This is a genomic window from Halomonas sp. AOP12-B1-6, assembly GCF_052379225.1.
GTDB classification, from domain to species: Bacteria; Pseudomonadota; Gammaproteobacteria; order Pseudomonadales; family Halomonadaceae; genus Vreelandella; species Vreelandella casei.
This window is the reverse complement of sequence record NZ_JBQSYK010000003.1, coordinates 590,673-611,235: the sequence shown is the minus strand read 5'-3', so window position 1 is coordinate 611,235 and position 20,563 is coordinate 590,673. Positions and strand designations below refer to the sequence as shown.

Here is a 20,563-nt window from a genome sequence, read left to right as displayed (position 1 = left end):
CCATGCAATCTCTTCATCATTTTGATCCTCATCTTTCCTCGGCTCACGTTAATCCTGCGCAGGGCGCCTCAGAGGATTTTGCTGGCGCCAAGAAAAAGCGCGAATTTAACAAACTGCAAAAGCGTTTACGCCGAGAAGTGGGCAATGCGATTATTGATTATCAAATGATCAATGAGGGTGACCGCATAATGGTGTGCCTGTCTGGTGGTAAAGACAGTTACACCATGCTGGAAATTTTGCGCAATTTACAGCGCAGCGCGCCGATCAATTTTTCGCTGATAGCGGTCAACTTAGATCAAAAGCAGCCGGGTTTTCCTGAGCACGTGCTGCCTGCCTATCTGGATAAGCAAGGCGTGGAGTATCACATTGTGGAGCGTGATACCTACTCGGTGGTGAAGGAGAAAACGCCCGAAGGTAAAACCACCTGCGCACTGTGTTCACGCCTACGGCGTGGTTCGCTGTATGGTTTTGCTGAAGAGATTGGGGCCAATAAGATTGCTTTAGGGCATCACCGCGAAGATATTCTTGAGACGCTTTTTCTGAATATGTTTTTCGGCGGCAGCTTGAAGGCAATGCCCCCTAAGCTCCTGTCCGATGACGGTAAAAACATGGTCATTCGGCCGCTGGCCTACTGCAAAGAAGCCGATATTGCTGAATTCTCGCGACTAATGGAATTCCCGATTATCCCCTGCAATTTGTGTGGCTCTCAGCCCAATATGCAGCGCCAAGTGGTCAAAGAAATGCTCGCCGAATGGGATGAGAAATTCCCCGGCCGCCTGGAAAGCATGTTCAAAGCCGTTACCAACATTGCGCCATCACAGTTGGCAGACCGCAGCCTTTTCAATTTCGAAGGCTTAGAGGCCAAGCAAGCGGAGTTGATGGCGGGGCGTATCCAGGCCTTTAACGTTGGCTAGCCTAATTGAATAGCTAGGAGCCGTGCGTGTCACACTATGCGTTATCTGGATATAACACGGTACGCCCTGAGGCTTTGAGCGACGCGTTTCGCCGCCAGCCAGCGGGGCGTTTTTTGGTGCAAGATAGGGGGCCGCTCTCAGTACATGGCGAGGCCAAGGTAGGGCGATTACTGTTTGCCCACGGGGCGGGGGCCGGCCAGCAGTCAGCGTTCATGCAGCAATTTGTCACTTCTTTGGCCCAGCAGGGAGTGCAAGTGCTGTGTATCGACTTTCCGTATATGCAGCAGATGCAAGAGTCGGGTAAGCGCCGACCGCCTCCGCCAATTGCCCAAACACTTGTGCAGTTGACTGAGTGGCATGCATTGCTCAGCCCACTGTCGGCGCTTCCTTTGTGGGTCGGGGGGAAATCAATGGGAGGGCGTGTGGCAACGCTGCTAGCGAGCCAGCAGGCATGTCCTGGGGTCGTGGTGGCTGGCTATCCGTTTCATCCGCCTAAAGCGCCTGACAAGCTTCGACTGGACCACTGGCCAGCCATTGAGTGCCCTTTGCTTGTTTTACAAGGCGAGAGAGACCCGTTCGGCACCCGCAATGACGTCGCAAGCTATGATTTGCCAGCCAATGCCCACCTCGCATGGCTAGAAGATGGCGACCATGATTTCAGGCCTCGCCGCTCTTCTGGCCAAACGCATAAGGTTTTGATTGACGAAGCGACCCAAATTGCGGCATCCTTCGTCCGCGCTTACGGCTAAGGCTTCACAGAAGCAGAGCAGCACGCGGGTTTAAAGCATCGTTTTAAGAACAGTTTTAAACGTAGCATGTTGACATTGAACAAGTCTTCTGTAGAATTCAGCGCCACGTGTCCAGCGGGTGGTTAGCTCAGTTGGTAGAGCACCAGCCTTACAAGCTGGGGGTCACTGGTTCGAACCCAGTACCACCCACCATCTTAGATGGTAAAGATACGTTGTAGGAAAAGCAGTAATAGCGTAATAGTAAGACAAGTGAAATTAAGTATTGATGTGCATAACGGACCGGTAGTTCAGTCGGTTAGAATGCCGGCCTGTCACGCCGGAGGTCGCGAGTTCGAGTCTCGTCCGGTCCGCCAACATCACATCGCTACCCAGCTTGCATACTGTTTCACTGATGCTGTTGTAACAAAGATGTTTTAGAATAGATGTTGCAGTAAAAGTATGTTATCGCACTTCGGACCGGTAGTTCAGTCGGTTAGAATGCCGGCCTGTCACGCCGGAGGTCGCGAGTTCGAGTCTCGTCCGGTCCGCCACGATAACACTGATGGATAGTAAGCTAGATTGGGTGGTTAGCTCAGTTGGTAGAGCACCAGCCTTACAAGCTGGGGGTCACTGGTTCGAACCCAGTACCACCCACCATTATCGCTAAGATTTAAGAGCGCCTCTGAACCGCTTGCAAATAGTAGCTGTGTAATGGGTATGATAGAAGTGTCTTAACGTGGACCGGTAGTTCAGTCGGTTAGAATGCCGGCCTGTCACGCCGGAGGTCGCGAGTTCGAGTCTCGTCCGGTCCGCCATTAAAGCACTTAAGATGTCGTAATGATGTAAAAGCTATATCGGCATTAGCCGAACAAATTCAAAAAAGCCCGGATCATTGATCCGGGCTTTTTTATTGCGTCTACCCGCTTAGCGGCGCGCGAGTATTAAGCAATGGCGCTAACGGCCGCCTTAGCAATTTGCACATCTTGCTCAGGTTTGACGCCTGAAATGCCGACGGCACCCACTACATGACCATCGACAATAATCGGCACGCCTCCTGAGAGAAGACCTTGCAGCGGCGCAGAAATAAACGCAGTGCGTCCGCCGTTGATCATCTCTTCGAATACCTGTGTCTCTTTACGGCCTAGCGCTGCGCTGCGCGCTTTCTGCGTAGCTACTTCAGCGCTGAAGGGGGCAGCACCATCTAAACGGCGCAGGCCCAGCAGGTGGCCGCCGTCGTCAGTTACCGCGATGGTCACGGGCCAGCTATTGCTATCGGCTTCTTTCTGTGCAGCATCCAGTACGCTAATCACATCGGCTTGGGCAAGAATGGCTTTTGTTTGCATGGTGTAATCCTTTTTAAGGGAGGGAGTGAGTCGCCGCGCTATTAAGTAGCAGCGCGGCGCAGGGGTTAAGTTTTAAAAGCTAAGGGTTAGGGAAGTGCTGCATCGACGATTTCTACCCAGTGGCGCACTGGGGTTCGGTTTGCGCCGGCAAGGTGCGTCTGGCAGCCGATATTGGCCGTGACAATAACGTCCGGCTTGCCTGCCTCAAGTGCATTGAGTTTATTGTCACGCAGCTGCGTGGCAAGCTCAGGCTGAGTAATAGAATATGTGCCCGCCGACCCACAGCAAAGGTGCCCATCCTGAACAGGCGTTAAAGAGAAACCTAGCTTAGTAAGCACGCCTTCGACCGCTCCATTGAGTTTCTGAGCGTGCTGTAGCGTACACGGGCAGTGAAAGGCCAGCCGCTTTGAGTCGTTAACGTTCAACGCCTCTAGCGGCTCATCGCGCAAGATTTCGACAATATCTTTAGCCAGAGCGCTGACCTTTTCCGCTTTCACCGCGTAGCTGGGGTCATCCTTGAGCATGTAACCATACTCTTTAATAAAGGCGCCGCAGCCACTGGCGGTTTGTACAATAGCTTCGGTGCCTTGTTCAATGTACGGCCACCAGGCGTCGATGTTGGCGCGCATGCGGGTGCGGCCGTCGTCTTGGGCGTTGAGGTGAAAATCCACCGCGCCACAGCAGCCTGCTTCAGAAACAGGCGTTACGCTAATACCTAAACGATCAAGTATGCGCGCGGTAGCGGCATTGGTATTCGGTGACAGCCCCGGCTGTACGCACCCTTCTAGCATTAATACTTGGCGAGCGTGGCTGTGGGCATCGGGGCGAGTACCGGCATCCACGGGGGCCGTAGGCATTTTACTGCGCAGCTTGGCAGGCACCAGCGGTTTAAAGGTTTGCCCAAGCTTCAAGAGCGCTTGAAAGCGTTTAGGATCAACCATCATCTTGCGCAGTACGTAGCGCTGAGCCCGCTCACCGGGCGGGCGGGGTACGCGGCGCTCAATTTCAGCACGCCCAATGTTAAGCAGCTTATGGTACTCCACGCCCGAAGGGCAGGTGGTTTCACAGTTAAGACACGTCAGGCAGCGGTCAAGGTGTAGGCGAGTCTCATCGGTGACCTGGTCGTCATCGTCGCGGCTTTCGAGCAACTCCTTCATTAAATAGATGCGTCCACGCGGGCCGTCGCGCTCATCGCCTAGCAGTTGATACGTTGGGCAAGTGGCGTTGCAAAAGCCGCAGTGAACGCAGGTGCGTAAAATGCGCTCCGCTTCCTGAATATGCGGCTTTTGACGATCGGCATCGGTAAAGTGCGTCTGCATATGTCAGCTCTCCTGATTAAAACGCCGCATAAAGACGACCGGGATTAAATATGCCATGGGCATCCAGTTCCGCCTTCAGGTTACGATGATATTTTTCCACTACCGCGTTTAGCGGTGTGAAGGGATCTACGGCGCCGCCCTGGGAATGAGGTGTGTAGCAGGTCGCATGGCCGCCCGCGGCGTTGCAGGTAGCGCGCAGCGTGTTTGCATCCAACGTTGTCTTTACCCAGCGCTGGCTGCCCGCCCAGTCGTAAAAGATATTTGTTTCAGGAATATCCAAGGCTAGAGGCGCCGTGTTCGGCGGCAGCGATAGGCGCCACAGCGCTTGATCATCGTCGGGCTGAAAGAACGTGTGAGTATGATCGCGTAGCTCGCGCCAGAAACTGGCATCAAGCGACTCACCGCCCAAGCGTTCCTGCGTCGCTTGAACCGAGCTTTTGCCGCCCTCTAAGCGTAGAAACAGCTCGCCGTGATGCCAGGCAGCCGCCGTGATTGGCAGCGGCTGACGGCCCAGTTCGGCGAGTTTTTTGAGCGCATCATCAAGACTGTACGTTAACCGCAGGCTGTGAGTGGCTGTGGGGATCGGCAGCACTTTAAAGGAAATGTCGGTCAGTACGCCTAGAGTGCCCTGTGCACCAGCCATTAAGCGCGAAAGATCGTAACCGGCGACATTCTTCATCACTTCGCCGCCAAAGCGGAGCAGCTTGCCTTCTTGAGTGATCACTCGCGTGCCCAGCACGAAGTCGCGCACCGCACCCGCCCAGGGGCGGCGAGGTCCGGAAAGCCCAGTGGCGACGGCGCCACCAATGGTGCTGCTTTCAGCGAATAGTGGTGGCTCGAATGCCAGCATTTGATTCTGCTCTGCTAGTACGGCCTCTAAGTCATTAATACGCGTGCCAGCGCGCACGGTTACCACTAACTCTACCGGGTCATAGCTCACAATGCCTTTGTGTTCGGCCATTTGCAGTGTTTGGCCTTCCACGGGGCGGCCATAAAAAGCGCGGGTGTCTCCGCCTACAATACGTAGCGGGGTGCGTTCGGCATACGCGCTGCGCACCTGTTCGCACAGGGCATCAGCGATATCGCGGTCGGCGGCATGCATCGCTCGTTCGGTCATGGTCTTTCCTAGTTTTGGGTCTTGCCTAGTTATTATCGTGGCTAGGGTAAATGTTAAAAACGTGGCAACTCCGGGTGTGGTAACTCGTTGTTATGCACATGCATCGCACCAAATTCAGCGCAGCGTGCCAGCGTCGGAATGTTCTTACCTGGGTTCAGCAGCCGCTGTGGATCAAAAGCCGCTTTTAGCGCATGAAAAACACTAATTTCATCCGGCTGGAACTGGCTGCACATTTGGTTGATTTTTTCGCGACCAACGCCATGCTCGCCGGTGATAGAGCCGCCCACGGCCACGCAGAGCTCAAGAATCTTGCCACCCACCTCTTCGGCAAGCGCCAGCTGGCCCTCTTGGTTGGCATCAAATAGGATCAGCGGATGCATATTGCCGTCGCCTGCGTGAAACACATTGGCCACGGCTAACCCGCTTTCTTGTGAAAGGGCGGCAATGCCTTTAAGCACCCGGGGAAGTTCGCGGCGTGGAATCGTGCCATCCATGCAATAGTAATCCGGCGACATACGGCCCACTGCGGGAAAGGCATTTTTACGCCCCGCCCAGAACTTGGCACGCTCGACTTCATCGCGAGCCTGCTGGATGTTGGTGGCCCCGGCATCTTCCAATACTCGGCGTACGGTAGCGCAGTCGTCGTCGACATCAGCCTCAACGCCGTCTAGCTCGCAGAGTAAAATTGCCTCGGCGTCGAGTGGGTAGCCAGCTCTGACAAAATCCTCAGCGGCTTGGATGGCGAGCTTATCCATCATTTCTAGGCCGCCGGGAATAATGCCTGCGGCAATGATGTCACCAACGGCCCGACCGGCTTTTTCGATGTCATCAAAGCTTGCCATCAGCACTTTAGCCGTTTCCGGTTTGGGCAATAGCTTGACGGTAATTTCAGTAACTACCCCCAACATGCCTTCTGAACCGTTCATTAGTGCCAGCAGGTCAAAACCGGGCGCATCTAGCGACTCAGCCCCCAATGTCATGTGCTCGCCCTCAATGGTGAGCACGTCAACGCGCATTACGTTATTCACCGTAAGACCATATTTTAAGCAGTGCACGCCGCCGGCGTTTTCAGCCACATTGCCGCCAATAGAGCAGGCAATTTGCGATGAAGGGTCGGGCGCGTAGTAGAGCGAGTAGGGCGCGGCGGCTTCAGAAATAGCCAGGTTGCGCACACCGGGTTGAACACGCGCTAAACGAGCATCAGGGTCGACTTTCAAAATCTTGTTAAAGCGCGACATCACTAGCAGTACACCTTGCTCCAGCGGCAGCGCGCCGCCTGAAAGCCCGGTGCCTGCACCGCGGGTGACAACGGGTACGCTGAGTGCATGACAGCGTTTGAGCAGCTTTTCCACCTGATCAAGCGAGTCAGGCAGCGCCACCAACATGGGCAATACGCGATAGGCTGCTAACCCGTCGCACTCAAAAGGTCTCAGGTCTTCCTCACGATGCAGAAGTGTCATTGCGGGAATGGATTGCTGCAGGTCGTTTAAAACCTCTGCTTTATCACGGCTAACGAGCGGACCATCTAGGCGCTCATCAAAGAGGATATTCATGATGACATCCCATGCTTATTGTCATTAAAGGATAACGCTGGCTATTTTCACGAACATATTTCAGGCACGTGCATATTTCACGTACAGCGCGTTTGCGCCACGTGGTTTCAATTTGGGCTTTTTTTGCGCGTCTGTCTAGACCGTGGTGCATTGGTCTTACCATTCATTAGTCGACAGAACGCTTCCTGTGCTGCTGAGTGGCGCTAGGTCCGCTCAGCCGTTAGCGATACTCTTGTCATAATCAGGGTTAATCACGCCCGCTAACGTGGCTACCTCAATTTTATTGCACAAGTGGTCACGCAGGATTTGGCCTAACAGCGCACCGTCACGCTTTTCGAGCGCCGCCATCATGTTTTCATGATCCTTGACCGCCTGGCTCCAGTAACGCTCGGTCATTTTCTTGGAGTAACGCACGCGCTTAACGCGTTGATTTAAGTTGCTATAGGTTTCTTGTAAAACGTCATTATTCGCCGCGGCCAGAATGCTTTCATGAATCTGGCGATTGACCTTGAAATAGGGCAATAGATCGCGATTACGGTAGTGCTCTAGCATCGTATCGTGGAGCTTTCGAATGGCGCTAATTTCAGCGTCACTTATGTACTCACAGGCAAGTTCACCGGATAGCCCTTCTAGGGCCGCCATTAAATCGTAAGTGTCTTTAACCTTTTTGAAGGTCAGCTGTACCACCCGTGCGCCTCGGTTGGGCAGCAGCTCGATAAGGCCTTCGGTGGCGAGCACCTTCAGCGCTTCACGCAAAGGCGTGCGCGATACGCCGAAGCGATCACACAGCTGCTTTTCAGATATTCGTTCTCCGGGGGAAAGCTCGCCGTGCTCAATGAGTTCGCCAATTCTATCGGCCACTTCGCGATACAAGTTGCGCTGCAATATCTTTGTCATTCTTCAGTTCCTTGTCAGTGGCGCACTTGACTTGTTGCCAAGCTACCCAGACCACTTGGATCGTTTGAGCACGATACCATTTGCTTAAACCTAGCGCCGAGTACAGCCGACTTTGCTTAAAACCGTCTTTGCATAGTGGCTATTATTTGCATGATCTGCAAAAGTAATTATGAATTCAGTATTCACGATGTCAGCATTTTGCTGGCGATATTGTCATCTTAACAATCACAAAGGTAAAACCGATGGCCGGACAAGTATTCCACTGCAGCGTGCAGCTTCCTAGGGAACAAAGTAGAAAAGTAATCGAAGGCGCTATAGCGCTGGCCCGCGAAGCCAGACTCCCGCCGCTAACCATCGTGGTATTAGATGGCGGCGGTAATTTAGTGGCAGCAGAACGGGAAGATGGCTGTGCACCGTTGCGTTTTCCAGTGGCGCAGGGGAAAGCCTATGCTTCACTTGGCATCGGGGTTGCCAGCGGCGTGTTAGGAGTTCGCAACGCTGAACGCACGGCGTTTGTTGCCAGCGTTTCGGCGGCTTCCCAGGGGCATTTTGTGGCCGTGGCGGGCGGAGTCCCCATTTTGAATGATCAGCAATGTGTGATTGGCGCGGTAGGCGTAAGCGGTGCCTCGTCTGATGAAGACCAGCAGGCCGCTATAGCGGGTATTGAGCTAGCAGGTTTACGTTGGGGGCTTGAGCCTAGCTAGCAATATAGCGGGATAATTGTGATTCAAGAGCGGGCTGTGTGGCTTATTCGAGCCACTGCCCGTTTTTTTATGTGTGAAGGTTATTAGAGAGAGCTTAAAAAACAACGCGTTGCAGTTTTGTTTTTGCGACAAGACGAAAGTTTAATACCTAATTTTGAATTTTGAATTCAAATTGATGTGGGGAAAGCCTTTGCTGTAGATGCCTATTAGCAACGCGTTGGTCTATTCAAACAGCTTCCCATGCAGGTTCCATCGTGAGCTAACGCTGCGGTGGCGACATAGCCAACAACAACAAATGCTTCACTTGGAGTTCACTATGAAACTGCTCAAAACAGCGCTGGCAACGGCCATTGTATCGCTTGGCTTGCAGGCCGCCGCCGCTAACGCCGCTATTGAAGTGCGCCTTGGTCATGTGGGTGGCCCTGGCTCGTTATTTGAAATTAGCGCCAACCGTTTTGCTGAACTCGCCAACGAACGCTTAGAAGGCGTTGCCGAAGTAAACGTTTATGGCAACAGCCAGCTGGGCAGCGATGAATCAATGATGCGTCGTTTGCGTTTGGGTTCACTGGATCTCTCGATACCCTCCACGGTCATGAGTTCGGAATCAGATCAGTTTGCGCTGTTTGAAATGCCGTATTTAATCGCTGACCGCGAGCACATGAAGCGCGTGCGCGATGAGGTCGTACGTGGGCCCATGTATGACGCCGCTGAAGCCCGTGGTTTTAAAATTATCGGGGTATGGGAAAACGGTTTTCGTCAGATCACTAACAACGTTCGGCCGATTGTTGTTCCTAGCGATCTTGAAGGCATAAAGCTGCGCACGCCCAGCGGTGTATGGCGTATTGAAATGTTCCGTAGCTACGGTGCGGCGCCTTCCCCGATGTCGCTTTCTGAAGTGTTCGTGGCCCTACAAACCGGGGCAATGGACGGCCAGGAAAACCCATTAATTCAAACCTACTCCTCGCGCTTCCAGGAAGTGCAGGATTACCTCTCCATTTCCAACCACGTTTACACCCCTGCCTACCTAACCGCTGGTGCTAGCTGGAGCCGTCTACCGGAAGAAGTGCAGCAAGTGCTCGAAGAAGTGGCCGTTGAAATGGAAGACTTCGTGTTAGAAGAAGGTCAGCGTCTCGATGATGAAACCCTGGCGAAAATGAAAGAAGAGGGAATGGAAGTCAACGACGTCGATTTCGATGCTTTCGTTGAGGCCTCACAAACTATCTACAGTAAGTTTGCCGATGAAGTAGACGGTGGTCAGGACTTGATTGACTCAGTGGCTGCGCTACGCGAGTAAGTCCCGCGCCAATCTATCAGAGGTGCAGCGCTCGATACGCGGCACCTCGTCTCTCGGAGGTCTCAATGAGTACTTTTACAAAATTCAAGAACGCCTATTTTTCGTTTCTTGAAGGTATCGTCGTGATTTTGGTAATTGCGCTTGCGGGCGTGGTCACCGTCGGCTTCGTGACCCGCTATCTAGGTTTTCCCTTAAGCTGGTATGACGAGCTGGCGGCTGTGTTGCTGGCCTGGGTGACCTATTACGGTGCGGCGTTGGCCGCCGCGAAAGGCGCGCATATTACCTGCCCCAGCGTGCTTAATATGTGCCCGCCTGTCATTCGTGTGCCGGTCGCGCTGCTAGCCGAGGCTATCACCATCGGTTTCTTTATCTTCCTTGGCTTAGCAAGCTATCAGGTGATGCTGATTCTTGATGGCGTCAATATGGTCAGCCTCCCCGCCATCTCAATGCAGATAACTCAGTCGGCTATTCCCGTTGCTTCCGTACTGTTCATTATTGCTGAACTGCTGCGGCTCCCCGACGTGATCAAAAGTGCTCGAGGTAAAGGCTTTATTGATCATGAACTTGAAGAAGCAGGCCTTGACGCAGATGCCGTCGAAGCCGTCAGCACACAGCAGCGAGGGTAAGCAGACACCATGGTCATACTGTATATCTTTATCGCATTAATTCTGCTGATTCTTATCAATGTGCCTGTTGCGGTGGCATTAGCATTGGTGGGAACCGTTGCAACGTTCATGTCGTATGGCAGCTTGGCAATGCCGACGGTCGGCATGACGATGTTTGAGGGCGCCACCAACTTTCCGCTGATTGCGATTCCGCTGTTTATTCTCGCCGGTGCCATTATGAACGCCTCGAGTATATCGCGGCGCTTGATTGACTTAGCCATGGCAATGGTAGGGTTTATTAAAGGCGGTTTAGCGATGGTTACCATCGGCGCTTCGGTGTTTTTCGCTGAAATTTCAGGGTCTTCCGTTGCAGGCGTATCGGCCATAGGCAGTATTTTGATTCCCGCGATGCGCAAGCGGGGCTATACCAAAGAATTTGCCGCTTCAATTTCCTCTTCGGCTGCCAGTCTGGCCATCATCCTGCCGCCTTCTATTCCGATGATTCTGTATGCGGTCATGTCGGGTGAATCGGTGGTACAAATGTTTGTTGCCGGTATCTTCCCAGGACTTTTAGGTGCAATGGGCTTGGCGGGGATGTGCTACTACCTGGCACGCAAATATAACTTCCCCTCTGAAGGACGCTTTCGGGTCTCGCAGCTATGGATCGCTTTCAAAGAAGCGATCTGGGCACTGTTGATTCCGATCATCATTCTAGGCGGTATCTTTGGTGGGTTCGTTACTGCGACCGAAGGCGCAGCGCTGGCGGTATGTGTCGCTATCTTTATCAGTGCGGTGATCTATCGCGAATTCACCTTTAGAAATTTCATCGACTCTTGTAAGAGTGCCGGCGTGCAAACCGCGGTGGTGATGCTACTGGTGGCAGCGTCAGCGGTCGTCGGTGGGTATCTGACTGAAACGCGTATTCCCCAGCAGATTGCGATGCAGATTAGCGAGCTTACCAGCAACAAGTACATGATTTTGGCACTACTCAACATCATCTTCTTGATTTTGGGTATTTTCCTGCACTCTGCCGCGGCGATTATTTTGGTCGTGCCCATTGTTTTACCGCTAGTGCTTGAAGTGGGTATCGATCCGCTGCACTTCGGTCTGATCGTGACGTTAAACTTAGCGATCGGCCAGCAAACACCTCCGGTGGCCAGCGTGCTCATTGCGGCGTGCTCCATTGCTAAATCGGACATATGGGCAACCTCGAAAACCAACCTGTGGTTCATTGCCGTGCTGTTTACGATCCTGATGATTAATACCTATATTCCGGCGTTTGCGCTGGCATTAGTGAATTTTGTCTACGGATAACGTGACCGTTGGTCGAGAGCTGAAAGGTAATACTCGAACACGACATGCCTAACAGGAGTAGCAGATGAGCAACGTAAACGAACCCAACCACGTCGATAGCATTCGCTTCGAGCAGCTTAACGGGGTGGCTTGGATTGGCTTTAATCGGCCCCAGAGCCGCAATGCCATGACCTGGGAGATGTACGACGCCTTGGAAAAGCATTGCGATCAGCTGGTCGACAACGATGACATTCATGCGGTTGTCTTACACGGTGTAGGCGGTGAAGCGTTTGTAGCCGGCACCGATATCAGTCAGTTTTCAACCTTTACCAAGGCGAGCGATGCCATTGACTACGAGCGGCGTATTGATCGTGTTGTCGGCAAACTTGAGGCCTTTCCCAAGCCCACGCTGGCGCTGATAGAAGGTGCCTGTGTGGGGGGCGGGGCGGCACTGGCGCTAGTGTGCGATTTTCGCTACGCCACCTCCACGCTCAAGTTTGGCGTGCCCATTGCTAAAACGCTGGGCAATACGCTGTCGATTAATAACGTTTCGCGCATGATCGATATGCTTGGCGTTGCGCGGACAAAAGAGGCGCTGATGATGGCGCGCCTGTTTGGTGCCGATGAGGCACTCGCGACGGGATTAATCAATCAGCAGTTCGGCGCAGGCACCATCTATGCCGACGTGGCGATACTCGCAGAGGCCTTTGCTCAGCGTGCGCCGCTAACGCTTAAGGCCAGTAAGGCGTTGATTGGACGTGCGCTGGAGCAGCGACGTCTTCCCGCCGACGCGAGTGATGACTGGGTAACCACCTGCTATATGAGCCAAGATTTTGCCTCGGCAGTGGATAAATTCGTCAATAAAACGCCGTTTAAGTGGTCTGGCCATTAGTTTTCGGCCAGAGCTTACATCGACTAACTAGGAGGAAAGCCCGTGCTTCCCCTACAAGACATAAAAGTGCTGGATGTATCGCAAATTATGGCCGGACCCTACTGCACCATGGTGTTGGCTGACATGGGCGCTGAGGTGATTAAGGTGGAGAAGCTCAATGGCGGTGATGACAGCCGCCAAATGGGGCCTTACGTCAACGGCGAATCGACCTGCTTTTCACAGATTAATCGTAATAAAAAGAGCATATCGCTTAATCTAAAAGATGAACGCGCTAGAGAAATTTTCTATCGCTTAGCCGCTGATGCCGATGTGATTGTCGAAAACTACCGGCCTGGCGTCACCAAATCGCTGGCCATTGATTACGACACGATTAAGGCCATCAACCCTGGCATCGTGTACTGCTCCATTTCAGGCTATGGGCAAACCGGGCCTTATAGCCACAAAGGTGGATTCGACCTGGTGGCGCAAGGCATGACTGGATTGATGTCGATGACCGGCGAGCAGGGCAAACGCCCGCTGAAAACCGGTATTGCTGTTTACGACATTGGGGCTGGACTCACCGCGATTTATTCAATCCTGGCGGCATGCATTCACAAGATGAAGACGGGCGCCGGCCAGTATATTGATATCGCCATTACCGAGTGTGGCTTGCCCTGGTTTACCTGGGAGGCGGCAGCGTATTTTTCTGAAGGCACCGTGCCTAAGCCAACGGGGTGGCGCCATCGCGTGTCTGCGCCTTACCAGGCCGTCAAAGCCAGCGATGGCTATTTGATGCTCGGCTGTGCCAATCAACGAACCTGGGAACGCTTTTGTCAGGATGTCTTAAAACGCGAGGAGTTAATGGCAGACCCGCGTTTTATCACTAACCAGACGCGCGGTCAGCACGTTGAAGAGCTGGAAGCGTTGCTTGAAGAGCTGATGGCCGACCAAAGTGTGAATGAGTGGCTAACGCTTTGTGACCGCGCGGGTGTACCGGCAGGGCCTATTAACGATTTCGCTCAAGCCATGCAGGATGAGCACTACGTAGCGCGAGGCATGGTGCAGGAGATGGACCACCCGGTGATAGGCAAAATGAAGACGATAGGCTTTCCCAGTAAGTTTTCGGCAACGCCCTCGCAAATTCGTAGCCCTGCACCTTTGTTTGCTCAGCATACTGATGAAGTACTTGATAGCCTGGGTATTTCTGGTGAAGAGCTTGATGCTTTACGCGCTGAAGGATGTATCAAGTAACGCTTTTTTGATGTGATGAATTGCATTCATTATCCATTTTGAATAACGCTAAGCGGCAGATTCAGCCGCGAGCCGTACAACAACAAACAGGAGCGTCATCATGCTAAAACTTAATTTTCACCCATCCGGTCGTCATTTCTTGCAAATTCCTGGCCCATCACCGGTGCCAGATCGCATCTTACGAGCGATGAGCCTGCCCACCATTGATCACCGTGGGCCGGAGTTCGGCGCGCTAGGTCTTGAACTGTTGAGCAAGGTTAAAAAAATATTCAAGACCGAGAACCCGGTGATTATTTACCCAGCGTCAGGTACCGGTGCCTGGGAGGCCGCGTTAGCCAATACTATGTCGCCTGGCGACCGTGTGCTGATGTTTGAAACCGGCCACTTTGCCACGCTATGGCAAAAAATGGCTCTGCGCCTGGACATCCAGCCCGAATTTCTGAGCCTGCCTGGCTATGAAGGCTGGCGCCAGGGTGTGCAGGCAGACATGATCGAAGCGCGCTTAAAAGAAGATACCGGTCACGAGCTGAAAGCGGTGTGCGTTGTACATAACGAAACCTCTACCGGCGTCACCAGTGACATTGCGGCCGTGCGTAAGGCTATTGATGCGGCGGGCCACCCTGCATTGCTGATTGTCGATACTATTTCAGGCTTGGCCAGCGCTGACTTCCGTCACGATGAATGGGGCGTAGATGTTACTGTTTCCGGCTCCCAAAAGGGCCTGATGCTGCCGCCAGGCATCAGTTTTAACGCGCTCTCACCTAAAGCAATCGAAGCGAGTAAGCAGTCGACATTGCCAAAAAGTTTTTGGGCTTGGGATGAAATTCTAGAGGCCAATAAGAACGGCTACTGGCCCTACACGCCAAGCACTAACCTGCTTTACGGCCTGAATGAAGCGCTGGATATGCTGTTGGATGAAGGTCTCGACAACGTGCTGGCTCGCCATCAGCGCTGGGGAGCCGGCGTACGTGCAGCGGTAGCAGCGTGGGGGCTAGAAATTCAGTGCCAGGACTCTGCGGTGTATTCGCCGGTACTGACGGGTGTGGTGATGCCCGAAGGCGTTGATTCGGATGCGGTGCGCAAGATCATTTATGAGCGATTTGATCTTTCACTTGGCATGGGGCTGGGTAAGGCCAAGGGCAAGATTTTCCGGATTGGCCATTTAGGCGACTGCAACGATCTAACCCTGATTGCCACCCTGGGCGGCTGTGAGGCGGGCATGAAGCTTGCTGGCGTGAAGCTGAAGGGAAGCGGTGTGCTTGCCGCGCTGGATTACTTTGCAGCTAATCCGCTCAATGCAGGCGCAGCAGAGCGCTAAATGACGGGGGAGAGCCACATGACGTCTCTGACCAATCATCGCCTGCCCGGTGATGCCAAGATTCGACCGCTCGGCGAGTTTGCCGAGCGGCTATCCCGCGAAATGGAAGGTGAAGTACGGTTTGATCGGGCAACGCGGGGGCGCTATTCAACCGATGCCTCTATTTATCAGGTGACGCCGGTAGGCGTGGTCATCCCGCGCCACCAGCAGGATTTGAAAATAGCGCTGGATATCGCCCGAGATGCTAGCGTGCCGATATTGGCGCGGGGAGCGGGGACTAGCCAGTGTGGCCAAACCGTTGGCGAGGCGCTGGTGATTGATACTACGCGCTGGCTCAATCAGATCGTCGATTTCGACGCCGAGGCACTCACCGTGGTGGTCGAGCCAGGCATTGTGCTTGACCACCTGAATGCGTGGCTTAAGCCGCATGGGCTATGGTATCCGGTGGATGTTTCTACCAGCGCGCAGTGCACGATTGGCGGAATGACGGGCAATAACTCATGTGGGTCTCGCTCGATTTACTACGGCAATATGGTGCATAACGTGCTGGGCGTCGAGGCGCTTTTAGCCGACGGCAGCGCGGCCAACTTCGGTTTCGTGGACAGTGTCGCTCAAGGCTCCCAGGAGCAGCGCATTGCTGAGCAGATCAAGGCCATCGCGCAGCGTGTCGCGCCTGAAATACGTGACCACTTCCCCAAGGTGTTGCGGCGGGTAGGTGGTTATAATCTGGATCTGTTCGATTGCCAAAATCCTATTCCCTATGATCTTGACGGGCGTGCGAACCTCGCCCACTTATTGGTGGGCTCTGAAGGGACGCTAGGCGTTAGCCAGCGTATTAAGCTCAGGCTGTCACCGCTGCCCGAGCAAAAAGTCCTGGGCGTGGTGAATTTCCCGACGTTTTATCAGGCGATGGACTTCACTCAACATATCGTCAAGCTTGGCCCCACGGCGGTTGAGCTGGTTGATCGCACGATGATTGAGCTATCGCTGGAAAATCCTGCGTTTCGGCCTGTCATTGAAAAGGCGCTAATTGGTAAGCCTGAAGCGATTTTGCTCGTGGAGTTTGCCGGCCAAGACCACGCGGCACAGATGGAGGTACTGCGTGGCCTTAGTGAGCTGATGGCTGATTTAGGCCTGCCTGGCAGCGTGGTCGACATGCCAGGAGCCGCTGAGCAGAAAGCATTGTGGAACGTGCGTAAAGCTGGGCTCAACATCATGATGAGTATGAAGGGCGACGGTAAGCCGGTTTCCTTCATTGAAGACTGCGCGGTGCCGCTAGAGCATTTGGCGGAGTACACCGAAAAGCTGACCGACGTGTTTAACCGCTACGGCACGGAAGGCACCTGGTATGCCCACGCAGGCGTCGGCACGTTGCACGTGCGCCCGATTCTCGACATGCGCCGGGATGGCGCAGAGAAAATGCGTGAAATCGCCGAGCTAGCCTCCGCGCTAGTGCGCGAATATAAAGGCGCCTACTCCGGTGAGCATGGCGATGGTATCTGCCGTGGCGAATGGGTGGCGTGGCAGTTCGGTGAGACGATCAACGACGCCTTTCGTGAAATAAAGCAACTGTTTGATCCTAACAATCTGTTCAATCCGGGCAAGATTGTCGATACTCCCAAAATGGACGACGAACGCTACTTTCGTTTTCCTAAAGCCTATAAAACCATCCCGCTAACCCCGGTGTTTGACTGGTCCGCTTGGAATGTAAAGCGTGACCCGCTCACCGGCGAGCAAACGTCGCCAGGCAGCGGCGGCGATGCCACCCATGGCTTGGCTATGGCCGTGGAGATGTGCAACAACAACGGCCACTGCCGTAAGTTTGACGCGGGAACCATGTGCCCAAGTTTTCGCATTACTAAGGATGAACAGCATTTGACCCGGGGCCGCGCTAATACGCTGCGTCTGGTGCTTTCCGGCCAATTGGGTGATGAAGGGCTTGCCAGTGACGATGTCAAAGAGGCGCTGGATCTATGCGTTTCGTGTAAGGGCTGCAAGCGCGATTGCCCCACGGGCGTGGATATGGCCAAGTTCAAAATAGAGGCACGCACCGCCCGCGCGCGTCTTAAAGGAATCTCTCTACGTGACCGTATGGTGGGGGAAATGCCGCGCTACGCCCCGTGGGCCAGCAAGTTTTCCGCATTGGTCAACGGCGTTGAGCGAGTGCCTTTTTTAGCCAAGCAAATCAAACAGGCGCTTAAGCTTGCGCCCCAGCGTTCGCTGCCGCTATTTAACGGCAACTTCCTTGCCAGTGCCGAGGCGTCTCCGCACGCTGCGCGGGAAGTGCTGCTGTTCGTTGATACCTTCAATAATTATATGGAAGGCGATAATGCCAAGGCGGCCAAACGGGTGCTGGAAGCTGCGGGCTACCGCGTTCATCTGAATGTTACGAAAGGGCAGCGCCCCCTTTGCTGCGGGCGAACCTATCTATCGTCGGGCCAGTTCGATAAGGCCAAAGCAGAAGCCAAGCGCACCCTTGAGCATCTGATGCCCTTTGTGGAGCGTGGTGTGGCCGTCGTGGGGCTAGAACCTTCTTGCTTACTCAGCATGCGCGATGAGTTTCTGCAGTACGGCTTTGGTGAAGAAGCGAAAGCACTGTCGTCATCGGCGTATTTGTTTGAAGAGTTTTTGGTCAACGCGCGTGCGGCGGATCAGCTTCCGCTGGAACTTAAAGCGCTGCCATACGGGCACGCTATGCTGCACGGCCACTGCCACCAAAAGGCGTTTGATGCACTGCGCCCCGTCGAGCAAGTGCTAGGCTGGATTCCCGGCCTTGAGGTCAAAACAATTGAGTCCTCGTGCTGCGGCATGGCGGGCAGCTTTGGCTATGAAGCGGAGCACTATGAGGCATCGCTAAAAATGGCCGAGCTCTCGCTGTTGCCCGCTATCCGCAACGCTGATAAAGATGCCGTACTTATTGCTGACGGCACAAGCTGTCGCCATCAAATTCATGATGGCAGCGGTCGTGAAGCGATACACGTTGCTCGATTGCTGGAACAAGCGCTAGCCTGAAGGCTGTACATCAATAACAACCTAGGAGGTCAACGTGGCCATTTATCAATATGGCGAGCACCGCCCGGATATTCACGACGACGTATACGTTGCCGAAACGGCAGATGTTATCGGCCAAGTGACCTTAAAAGCGCATTCAAGCGTGTGGTATCAGGCGGTATTGCGCGGTGATTCGGATCACCTTGAGGTTGGCGAAGAGAGCAATATTCAGGATGGCGCAGTGCTGCATGCAGACCCAGGCTTTCCGCTTAAAGTAGGTAAAGGCGTAACGGTAGGGCACCAGGCCATGCTGCACGGCTGCACGGTTGGCGATGGCTGCCTAATCGGTATCCAAGCGGTGGTGCTCAATGGCGCGGTGATTGGTGAAAATAGCTTAGTAGGTGCCGGTGCCTTTATTAAGGAAGGCGCGGTGTTCCCAGCGAATTCCTTAATTGTTGGTTCACCTGCTCGCGTGGTGCGAACGCTTTCCGAAGAAGCGGTGGCGGGTCTGAAGAAAAATGCTCAGGGCTACGTAGAGCGTAGCAAGCGCCATCGCCAAGAACTCAAGCGAATAGACTGACTGCACTTGTCCCGCTCCAAACGCAAACCCCCAGGCCAAGGCCTGGGGGTTTGCGTTTCTGCTACAACAACCGCCACTTTTACATTAACGGGTCGGTCACGCCGATCACGTAGAACGCAACCAGTGCGATGATGCCGGTAAAAATCAGATAGTAAATGGTGGGTAGGATCGTCTTGCGGATCGTTGTGCCTTCTCGGCCCAATAGCCCGACCGTTGCCGACGCTGCGACCACGTTATGGATAGCGATCATATTACCCGCCGCCGCACCTACCGCTTGCAGTGCAATCATCATCGCCGTCGAAAGGCCAAGGGATTGCGCGACGCTGAACTGGAACTCTGCCAGCATTAGGTTAGACACGGTGTTGGAGCCTGCAATGAAGGCGCCCATTGCCCCGACAGCGGGTGCAAAGAAGGGGTAAATGCCACCTACGCCATCGGCCACCGCTTGCGCCATCATCACCGGCATAGACACAAGGTCTGCGCCATTAACACCCGAGTTGATCAGGATACGTACCATCGGCACGGTGAAGACCAACACGAAGCCCGCACCAAAAATCGTTTTGGTGGACTCTGAGACGGCGGCGCTAATTTTTTGTGGATTCATGCGGTGCAAGAAGTAGGTAATGATCACCACTGCTACAATAATTCCACCGGGTAGATACAGCGGCTGCACGCCGCCGCTAACGCCCGCTTCGCCAAGAATGTTGTTCCAGTCCAGGCTGATTGACGTTAACGCGACGCGCAGCGGCTCAATGGTCCGTGATGCGACTAAGAACAGCGCCAGCAATACGTAAGGTACCCAGCCTTTAAAGGTCGACATAGGCGCTTTGCCCGCAACGTCTTCCAGCTTGATTTGTAGATTGCCAATCCACTCATCGGGCCAAGACGAAGATTCAGGAAAGTCCCAGGTATCTTTAGGCAGCAAGAAGCCTCGCTTGGCGGCAGGCACCACAATCGCTAAGCCCACCATAGCGCCTATCATAGACGGGAACTCAGGCCCTAGCAGCACGCCGACTAGCATGTAAGGCACGACGAAGCAGATGCCGGTAAAAATAGCGAAAGGGGTAATCGACAACCCCTCTTTCCAGGAGCGGTTGGCGCCGAAGAAACGCACCATTACCAGCACTAGGATCAGTGGCATTAAAATGCCCACGATGCCGTGAGTAATGGCGACCGAACTAGTGATTTGTTGAAAAAATACGTCCCAGCTAGAGCCGACCGAATCAAGCTGAGCGGTAATGCCCACGCGATCCACACCGCTACCAACGCCCACCACAATAGGTGTACCGACGGCGCCGAAAGAGACGGGCGTTGACTGAATCATCATACCCACAACGACCGCGGCAAGCGCCGGGAAGCCGAGAGCCACCATCAGCGGTGCCGCAACGGCGGCTGGCGTACCGAAGCCAGAAGCGCCTTCGATGAAGCAGCCGAATAGCCAGGCCACAATCAACGCCTGAACGCGCCGGTCAGGACTAATGCCCGAGAATCCGTTGCGAATCGCGGTAATGCCCCCGGAGTGCTTGAGGGTATTAAGCAGCAGGATAGCGCCAAAGATGATCCATAGAAGGCCTGCTGTCTGAATCAAGCCTTGAATAGTCGATGCCACGACGCGGGTAAAGGACATATTCCAAACGGTTAGGCCAATAATGGCAGCCGTTAGGAAAACGAGAGGCATCGCTATCTTAGCGGGTACTTTAAAGCCTACGAGTAGAATGCCGGCCAGCAGCAGCGGCAAGAAGGCCAGAAGTGCAAGTGTCGTTTCATTCATGAGAGGAACTGCCC

17 protein-coding genes and 5 tRNA genes are annotated in these 20,563 nt (G+C 54.0%); 16 read left to right on the top strand and 6 right to left on the bottom strand.

What is annotated here, in order from left to right; genetic code table 11:
- Positions 1-2: 2 nt before the first annotated feature.
- The 7 genes from ttcA (at position 3) to ACT3TR_RS11870 (ending at position 2,457) form a co-directional block, all read left to right on the top strand.
- On the top strand, positions 3-914 hold the full coding sequence (ttcA, locus tag ACT3TR_RS11900; protein WP_096278258.1) for a tRNA 2-thiocytidine(32) synthetase TtcA: 912 nt from the start codon (positions 3-5) through the stop codon (positions 912-914).
- Positions 915-940: 26 nt separating this feature from the next.
- Positions 941-1,663, top strand: a complete 723-nt coding sequence (locus ACT3TR_RS11895; RefSeq protein ID WP_096278260.1) for an alpha/beta fold hydrolase — start codon at positions 941-943, stop codon at positions 1,661-1,663.
- 116 nt (positions 1,664-1,779) lie between these two features.
- Positions 1,780-1,855 (top strand) — tRNA-Val (locus tag ACT3TR_RS11890).
- Positions 1,856-1,939: 84 nt separating this feature from the next.
- A tRNA-Asp gene (locus tag ACT3TR_RS11885) sits at positions 1,940-2,016 on the top strand.
- A gap of 100 nt (positions 2,017-2,116) precedes the next feature.
- Positions 2,117-2,193 (top strand) — tRNA-Asp (locus ACT3TR_RS11880).
- A 30-nt stretch (positions 2,194-2,223) separates the two neighbouring features.
- Positions 2,224-2,299 (top strand) — tRNA-Val (locus tag ACT3TR_RS11875).
- A gap of 81 nt (positions 2,300-2,380) precedes the next feature.
- Positions 2,381-2,457 (top strand) — tRNA-Asp (locus tag ACT3TR_RS11870).
- Between the two features lie 126 nt (positions 2,458-2,583).
- Here ACT3TR_RS11870 and ACT3TR_RS11865 read toward each other — a convergent pair.
- The 5 genes from ACT3TR_RS11865 to ACT3TR_RS11845 all read right to left on the bottom strand — a co-directional run bounded on the left by ACT3TR_RS11865 (position 2,584) and on the right by ACT3TR_RS11845 (position 7,871).
- Positions 2,584-2,985, bottom strand: a complete 402-nt coding sequence (locus ACT3TR_RS11865) for a heme-binding protein (protein ID WP_096278263.1) — start codon at positions 2,983-2,985, stop codon at positions 2,584-2,586.
- A gap of 86 nt (positions 2,986-3,071) precedes the next feature.
- Positions 3,072-4,304, bottom strand: a complete 1,233-nt coding sequence (glcF, locus tag ACT3TR_RS11860) for a glycolate oxidase subunit GlcF (protein ID WP_096278265.1) — start codon at positions 4,302-4,304, stop codon at positions 3,072-3,074.
- Between the two features lie 16 nt (positions 4,305-4,320).
- Positions 4,321-5,421 carry a glycolate oxidase subunit GlcE gene (gene glcE / locus ACT3TR_RS11855; protein WP_096278267.1) on the bottom strand — a complete coding sequence of 367 codons (1,101 nt, stop codon included), beginning with the start codon at positions 5,419-5,421 and terminating at the stop codon, positions 4,321-4,323.
- Between the two features lie 53 nt (positions 5,422-5,474).
- On the bottom strand, positions 5,475-6,974 hold the full coding sequence (glcD, locus tag ACT3TR_RS11850; protein WP_096278269.1) for a glycolate oxidase subunit GlcD: 1,500 nt from the start codon (positions 6,972-6,974) through the stop codon (positions 5,475-5,477).
- Between the two features lie 213 nt (positions 6,975-7,187).
- Positions 7,188-7,871, bottom strand: a complete 684-nt coding sequence (locus tag ACT3TR_RS11845; RefSeq protein WP_096278271.1) for a GntR family transcriptional regulator — start codon at positions 7,869-7,871, stop codon at positions 7,188-7,190.
- Between the two features lie 242 nt (positions 7,872-8,113).
- Between ACT3TR_RS11845 and ACT3TR_RS11840 the strand changes: the two genes are divergently transcribed.
- The 9 genes from ACT3TR_RS11840 (at position 8,114) to ACT3TR_RS11800 (ending at position 18,778) form a co-directional block, all read left to right on the top strand.
- Positions 8,114-8,575, top strand: coding sequence for a GlcG/HbpS family heme-binding protein (locus ACT3TR_RS11840; protein ID WP_096278273.1), 462 nt, complete (start codon positions 8,114-8,116; stop codon positions 8,573-8,575).
- A 316-nt stretch (positions 8,576-8,891) separates the two neighbouring features.
- A complete protein-coding gene (locus tag ACT3TR_RS11835; protein ID WP_096278275.1) occupies positions 8,892-9,869 on the top strand; it encodes a TRAP transporter substrate-binding protein in 978 nt (325 codons plus the stop codon).
- 65 nt (positions 9,870-9,934) lie between these two features.
- Positions 9,935-10,495, top strand: coding sequence for a TRAP transporter small permease (locus ACT3TR_RS11830; RefSeq protein ID WP_096278277.1), 561 nt, complete (start codon positions 9,935-9,937; stop codon positions 10,493-10,495).
- 9 nt (positions 10,496-10,504) lie between these two features.
- Entirely contained in the window at positions 10,505-11,788 is a 1,284-nt protein-coding gene (locus ACT3TR_RS11825; protein ID WP_176483373.1) for a TRAP transporter large permease, read from the top strand.
- 64 nt (positions 11,789-11,852) lie between these two features.
- A complete protein-coding gene (locus ACT3TR_RS11820) occupies positions 11,853-12,659 on the top strand; it encodes an enoyl-CoA hydratase (protein WP_096278279.1) in 807 nt (268 codons plus the stop codon).
- Between the two features lie 42 nt (positions 12,660-12,701).
- Complete coding sequence (locus tag ACT3TR_RS11815; protein WP_096278280.1) at positions 12,702-13,889, top strand: CaiB/BaiF CoA transferase family protein; 1,188 nt, start codon at positions 12,702-12,704, stop codon at positions 13,887-13,889.
- 100 nt (positions 13,890-13,989) lie between these two features.
- Positions 13,990-15,207, top strand: a complete 1,218-nt coding sequence (locus tag ACT3TR_RS11810) for a pyridoxal-phosphate-dependent aminotransferase family protein (protein WP_096278282.1) — start codon at positions 13,990-13,992, stop codon at positions 15,205-15,207.
- A gap of 18 nt (positions 15,208-15,225) precedes the next feature.
- Positions 15,226-18,219, top strand: coding sequence for an FAD-binding and (Fe-S)-binding domain-containing protein (locus ACT3TR_RS11805; protein WP_096278284.1), 2,994 nt, complete (start codon positions 15,226-15,228; stop codon positions 18,217-18,219).
- A gap of 34 nt (positions 18,220-18,253) precedes the next feature.
- A complete protein-coding gene (locus tag ACT3TR_RS11800; RefSeq protein ID WP_096278286.1) occupies positions 18,254-18,778 on the top strand; it encodes a gamma carbonic anhydrase family protein in 525 nt (174 codons plus the stop codon).
- A 79-nt stretch (positions 18,779-18,857) separates the two neighbouring features.
- On the opposite strand, the gene ACT3TR_RS11795 is transcribed toward ACT3TR_RS11800, so the two are convergent.
- Entirely contained in the window at positions 18,858-20,549 is a 1,692-nt protein-coding gene (locus ACT3TR_RS11795) for an L-lactate permease (RefSeq protein WP_192536295.1), read from the bottom strand.
- Between the last annotated feature and the right edge of the window lie 14 nt (positions 20,550-20,563).

Coding starts and splice junctions, on each gene's coding strand:
- ttcA (WP_096278258.1), top strand. CDS start 3: ATGCAATCTCTTCATCATTTTGATCCTCATCTTTCCTCGGCTCACGTT.
- ACT3TR_RS11865 (WP_096278263.1), bottom strand. CDS start 2,985: ATGCAAACAAAAGCCATTCTTGCCCAAGCCGATGTGATTAGCGTACTG.
- glcF (WP_096278265.1), bottom strand. CDS start 4,304: ATGCAGACGCACTTTACCGATGCCGATCGTCAAAAGCCGCATATTCAG.
- glcE (WP_096278267.1), bottom strand. CDS start 5,421: ATGACCGAACGAGCGATGCATGCCGCCGACCGCGATATCGCTGATGCC.
- glcD (WP_096278269.1), bottom strand. CDS start 6,974: ATGAATATCCTCTTTGATGAGCGCCTAGATGGTCCGCTCGTTAGCCGT.
- ACT3TR_RS11845 (WP_096278271.1), bottom strand. CDS start 7,871: ATGACAAAGATATTGCAGCGCAACTTGTATCGCGAAGTGGCCGATAGA.
- ACT3TR_RS11840 (WP_096278273.1), top strand. CDS start 8,114: ATGGCCGGACAAGTATTCCACTGCAGCGTGCAGCTTCCTAGGGAACAA.
- ACT3TR_RS11835 (WP_096278275.1), top strand. CDS start 8,892: ATGAAACTGCTCAAAACAGCGCTGGCAACGGCCATTGTATCGCTTGGC.
- ACT3TR_RS11830 (WP_096278277.1), top strand. CDS start 9,935: ATGAGTACTTTTACAAAATTCAAGAACGCCTATTTTTCGTTTCTTGAA.
- ACT3TR_RS11825 (WP_176483373.1), top strand. CDS start 10,505: ATGGTCATACTGTATATCTTTATCGCATTAATTCTGCTGATTCTTATC.
- ACT3TR_RS11820 (WP_096278279.1), top strand. CDS start 11,853: ATGAGCAACGTAAACGAACCCAACCACGTCGATAGCATTCGCTTCGAG.
- ACT3TR_RS11810 (WP_096278282.1), top strand. CDS start 13,990: ATGCTAAAACTTAATTTTCACCCATCCGGTCGTCATTTCTTGCAAATT.
- ACT3TR_RS11805 (WP_096278284.1), top strand. CDS start 15,226: ATGACGTCTCTGACCAATCATCGCCTGCCCGGTGATGCCAAGATTCGA.
- ACT3TR_RS11795 (WP_192536295.1), bottom strand. CDS start 20,549: ATGAATGAAACGACACTTGCACTTCTGGCCTTCTTGCCGCTGCTGCTG.